Below are 5,307 nucleotides of genomic sequence, written 5' to 3' on the forward strand. Positions count from 1 at the left end.
AGGGTCTTTGATAAGTTTCAAGTGTTCAAATAAGGACATGGATTAGGTTCAGTAGATTAACATGCCTGATCAGATCATGCCGATACGAAAAAGTTCCCTACTGTTAACAAAGTATGATCCCGCCCTGGGAACAAACGTATGTAGTCAACATAATGAACAATATCTTGCTGTTGCAAAGGATTTTATAGAGCAATTAATCTTTAACCCCCTCCCCTCCAACCCCAAAACATCAACATTGACAAAATTACTCACTCATGGGTTAAAACGTATACTTTCATATATGTATGATAATAAAATTTTAAAATTATCAGATATTACTGAATTTGATGCCTCATGTATTCAAAGTGAAATTCTGAATGAAACTCATAAAAATGGCCTTGAAATAACAAACAGAACTTTATTGAGTCGAGTTCGTGGGTTTGGCCATTTACAAAAGCAATCTCACAAGATGAGAGACGGTTTGACGGTTCACTTGCTAGAAGGTATGTCTGAATCTGAATGGGCTAGAATTAATGCAAATAAGGTAATTGGTCGACAAGAAAAAACTACATCTGAAATGCCTGATTCTGTAGCCAAAAAACTCTATCATGCTGCTATCAGAGATATTGAAACTTACAAAATATTACATGAAGTGAACCTAGCAAGAGAAAAATTTATATCTATTAGAAAATACAAAAAGAAATACAGAGATGACGGTACCGTATACTACGAGCCTACTGTTAAAAAAACATTTCCATATTCCGATTTCGGGTTTACAAACCATCATGAAATAAATTTTTTTCAAAACAGATTGATGTCAGCTGGTTACATTCTCATTGCATTGTTTACCGGCATGAGAATCCATGAGATTTTGCGTATCAGGAATGAACACAATTTCAAATCTGAAACTTTGAACTACAATGGATACGAACAGGTTATTAGTTTTGTTATTTCACAAACAACGAAACTAGAAGCAGAGCCGACAAAATATAAATGGCAAACATTGCCTTTTATTAAACAAATAATGGATAAATTAAAACTAGGCTTGAGTAACCGTTACACCTCAAATAAGGACTATTTATTTGTTCAAAAGGCTAATCGAAGTCCATATCCAGTATCGAATATGAGTATGAATACTATGTTACGTCAATACCTCAATCACAATAACATTACATATAATAATGAGGTCTGGTACATAGCAAGCCACCAGTTTAGGAAAAAATTCGCTAGAATTATGACTCGACAAGGCTTGGGAATCAAAGCCATCCAAGATCAACTCAAACACTATGACCCCGAAATGACTAAAATATACGGTGACCCAAACATTTATATTGAATTACAACAAGAAAAATTTATACTTTCTGAAGAACTATATGCAGAACTTTATTCGAATCAAATACCTATAATTGGTGGCGGTGCCGATGAGGTAAAGCAACTTAGAAAAGAGTTTAAAGGGATGACTAAGGCTGAACGTGAAATTTTTCTGCAAAGTCTTCCTAATAAAGCTCTTATTGAGCAAACGGATGATGGTCTATGTATGTATAGACCACAAAAGGCTCTTTGTGGTGGTGATAAAACGGCATGCAGGCCCGCTGATTGTAATAATTCAGTAATATCAGCGGATGGTATGCGCAGAACCCTATTGTGGCGTAAACGTGAAAATGAGAGATTGTTAACATTTTTTAAATCAAGTTTGCCTAAGACATCCTATTTAAACTCTAGGAACATTGAAATTAACAAGCTGATTGAACAGCTAGATAAAGTTGAGGTCATTAATGTCTAAATCTTTGTCACGTGGTAATCACAACGGCCTACTTAAGAACAGAGAAGAAACAAAACATAATAATACTAAAGCTTTATGGCAACAGGTAGAGCTACTGCATAAAGCTAAGCCTGAGGTTACATGGACGTATAAGGAAATATGGAGTGGTGCCGGTCTAAAAAGTAATATGGCGCTAAATAGCCCTTGGAATGCGCACATTCGAGAAGCCATTGAGACACATAATAAACTGATTAAAGAGGGGTATAGCCATAATAAATTTCTCGAAACGAATAAGCACAGATCTTTAAGAGATGACAATAGGTACTTACGAAATCAACTAAAGGATATGACAAGGCAGCGTGACAAAGCTTTACAAAGTATTGCTTTCTATCAAGCAGAAAGAGATGACCTCGAGCAAGAGGTTATAATATTAAAGTTAAAAGTTGATAGATTAATGATGAGCAGATAATCATGCTTCACACAATTTTTTTGAAATCGTTCTTTCGGCTTTAATCAAGAAGTAAACTTATAAAAACTAGCAGGCAAGAAGCAGTTTTGACCGCAAATTGGATGCCAAACGCCGTTAGAAAGCTCCTTGAAAGTGGCTTATCATTAAGTCATATTCTCATGCATCGCGATCACCTAATACCATCTAAGCCGATCACCTAATACCATTCATCGCGATCACTCAATACCATCGATGCCGATCACTTTTCGGTCAAAATAGTATTGAGTGATCGGCTTGAATAGTACCGTTCGTTTTTTGTACTTTTTTGGTAACCGTCTAGCGAACCACACCTCGCATCATTAATCTGCCTATTTGAAAATACCTGCTCAATGATAAATTAGGAGCAGGTGATGAAAACATACAGAACAGCGGCACAGTGGCTAGAGTTACTTCAGCAGCGCAGCAATTTCAAAGGCACTAATGTTGAATTCTGCCAACATCATAATGTCTCGATTACCACTTATTATAAACAACGTGCTTTACAGGCTGAGAACCAGCAAAAAACAACCTTGCCAACGCGCGCTACATCATCACGCTTTATTCAACTAAAACAAACCACCACTGAAGTCTGCGAGTACACTCATCAAAATGCACTGCAGTATGATACCCGCACAGGCCAGCTCATGCTTCCTGCCAATTTAGCAACGACCGATATCCGATAAAGGTTAATGATGCTGGACTATTCGGTATATAAATGTATTACTTATTGCAGTTATCATCACTCGAAGATTGAGTTTTTTGAAACTTTGCATGTGGTGCAAGTTGGCATACTATACAGTGCTATGCTTTTGATTAAGATTAAAATTTTACGTTTAAATTCTATTTGAGAAAATAAATGATTAGAAAAATTCTGTTGCCCGCCTTCGCAATCGTTTCAATATGCAGCATTGCGCCTTTAGCGTATTATTTTAACTTTGGTCACATGAGCATTTCTGACAAACCAGAGAATTGGGGAGTATTTGGTGACTTCATTGGCGGGATTCTAAATCCTTTCTTGAGTTTTTCAGCATTCATAGGTGTTCTTCTAACTGTTTTATTACAGCGAAATCAATTGCAACAAAGCCAGTCTCAATTGGCGATGACAAGAGAAGAACTAGAACTCACCAGGGTCGAATTAAAAAGAAGCGCTGACGCTCAAGCTCAGCAAATTGATTCCGTTAATATTCAAAATTTCGAAGCAACTTTCTTCAAATTACTGGACCGTTTCGAATCACAAATTGCTCATATAATAAGGGTACACCTAGAGGAAGATGTAAAAAATGACAGTAATGTTCCAAGTTCATTTTCTTCTGATAGGGATATAAGGTACTGCGGTTTTGAACACCTTCGATATCAACTTTATAAGTATCAAGAGTACTATTCGTCCGAGTATTATCGTGGGGAATTTCCTAAACGATGTGATTCTGAAGAAGCATTTAAAGGCTTGATTTTTGCTAGTAAGGCATCGGGTGCAATAGAAGCATATTTTATGCACTTGAAGTTTATCTTAGATTTTATTGAAGAGAGCAAGCTGATTGATAAAAGGAAATACTATAGAGTTCTTTTCTCTGAATTTACTAATGGAGAATTAATTTTTATTTTTTACAAAGTAATTTATTCTGATGAATTTCAAGAAGTTAAGTCTAAAATTGAAGAGTTTAGTTTGTTTGAATATATTGGTTACAGAGGATTAATAGATGGCTGTGTTGATCTCAATAAATACTCTTTGAGTGCTTATGGAAAAAATAAATCAATTAATATAAATATGGAATCTTGGTTGAAAGACTTAGCTGATATGTCGATCTAACCCTTACATAGCCTGTCATAGGAACTTGAGCCAAACCTATACCAACTATTTGGATAGCCCGAGCGCTAGGAACTCACTGAAAGCGGACACTTGGCGAAAATAGCACGGTAGTGTTTCTTGGAGTTTTTGAGGTATTCAACTAGGTTCCAAAACAAAAAATTCCAGTATTAAAATAAATACTCTTCAAATCAATTTTTTAATTAGTTTTGTATAGCCAATTTTATTCACAAACATTCTAGCGTTACTGAGTAATTGAGCTCTGACCTCCTCAAAAGGTAACGACCAAACGTCACTAAGAAGAGCTACCGTAATATCGAAATCCCAAGGCATGACAGAGCGGCCATCTAATTGAGCGAAAGGACCATCGCTTTCGGGAAGAACTCTATCCCTCGGAAGCTTTCTGGCTAGTGCCTTTCCTGCAGAGGAACTAAAGGCAGCTGGACCGATACTGAACCAGCAACCCTGCCCAATAGCGGTTTTAAGCTCCGATGCCGTTCCCGTAAACCAATGCAGTACCGGAACTCCATGGTCAGGGAACAAACGGAGTAGTTCTAAAACGTCCGGAACCGCCTGTCTTGAATGGATGCTAAGCGCCCGCCCCCCCATGTCATGGCATCGCTTTACCGGCGTTTTTCAAGGTAGTTGTCGCCTAAGCTGTTAAGCTGCTTCTTTTTTGTTCTCTGGGTTTAACTCCACCTCACCGATCTCACCAACGGCAATGACGTCATCAATTTGAGCTGTCAGCAGGTCTAATTCTTCGAAGCGCTCACTTACAATCTCTGGGTGAAGGCCTGGACTTATCAACACAGTTTCATGACGGCCAAGCACTGAACTCGTAGCTCGGAAAGCCTTTGGACTTGTAGTGACTAACCATGTGAATGCATTGCGTCTCAGAGACTCGGCATATACTTCCTTTGCTTTCGGATAGAGATCTAAGTGACAATGAAAGTCGATCAAAGCAATTGATCCTTAACAAGAACGGCTTCCAATTCAGCAAGACCCTGTTGCAGCACTCGGCGATATGCCGTGCGATCATCAATAGATGCAAATGCCAAAGTACCACCAAGGAATCGATCCAATCCTCTTTGCCTAGCGTCAAGCACAGCCAGAGCCATTGCCATTGGATCATCAGGACCGCTGGACTTATTGTGAGCTTACGGCAGCATGGCGTGACATAAGTAATAAAGCAAAAAATCTGGTTTCTTAAATTTCAGGCACGGCAATACTTAGGCCACTGGCCCAAGCATTGCTTGATTATGAGCGGTTTATTAT

At 38.1% G+C, this 5,307-nt stretch carries 4 protein-coding genes and 1 pseudogene; 4 read left to right on the top strand and 1 reads right to left on the bottom strand.

Annotated elements, in window-relative coordinates:
* Window positions 1-61 precede the first annotated feature (61 nt).
* From IEW93_RS21460 to IEW93_RS21475, 4 genes are all read left to right on the top strand, one after another.
* Entirely contained in the window at window positions 62-1,762 is a 1,701-nt protein-coding gene (locus IEW93_RS21460) for a tyrosine-type recombinase/integrase (protein ID WP_188741242.1), read from the top strand.
* A complete protein-coding gene (locus tag IEW93_RS21465) occupies window positions 1,755-2,210 on the top strand; it encodes a hypothetical protein (RefSeq protein ID WP_188741243.1) in 456 nt (151 codons plus the stop codon). Before IEW93_RS21460 ends, IEW93_RS21465 begins: the two co-directional genes overlap by 8 nt.
* A gap of 389 nt (window positions 2,211-2,599) precedes the next feature.
* Window positions 2,600-2,911, top strand: coding sequence for an IS66 family insertion sequence element accessory protein TnpB (locus IEW93_RS21470; protein ID WP_188741244.1), 312 nt, complete (start codon window positions 2,600-2,602; stop codon window positions 2,909-2,911).
* Between the two features lie 173 nt (window positions 2,912-3,084).
* Complete coding sequence (locus IEW93_RS21475; protein ID WP_188741245.1) at window positions 3,085-4,035, top strand: putative phage abortive infection protein; 951 nt, start codon at window positions 3,085-3,087, stop codon at window positions 4,033-4,035.
* Between the two features lie 183 nt (window positions 4,036-4,218).
* Here the strand turns inward: IEW93_RS21475 and qatD are convergent.
* Window positions 4,219-4,992 (bottom strand): annotated as a pseudogene (qatD, locus tag IEW93_RS21480) (Qat anti-phage system TatD family nuclease QatD).
* Window positions 4,993-5,307: the final 315 nt, after the last annotated feature.

Source organism: Shewanella inventionis, from assembly GCF_014641855.1.
Classification (GTDB): domain Bacteria; phylum Pseudomonadota; class Gammaproteobacteria; order Enterobacterales; family Shewanellaceae; genus Shewanella; species Shewanella inventionis.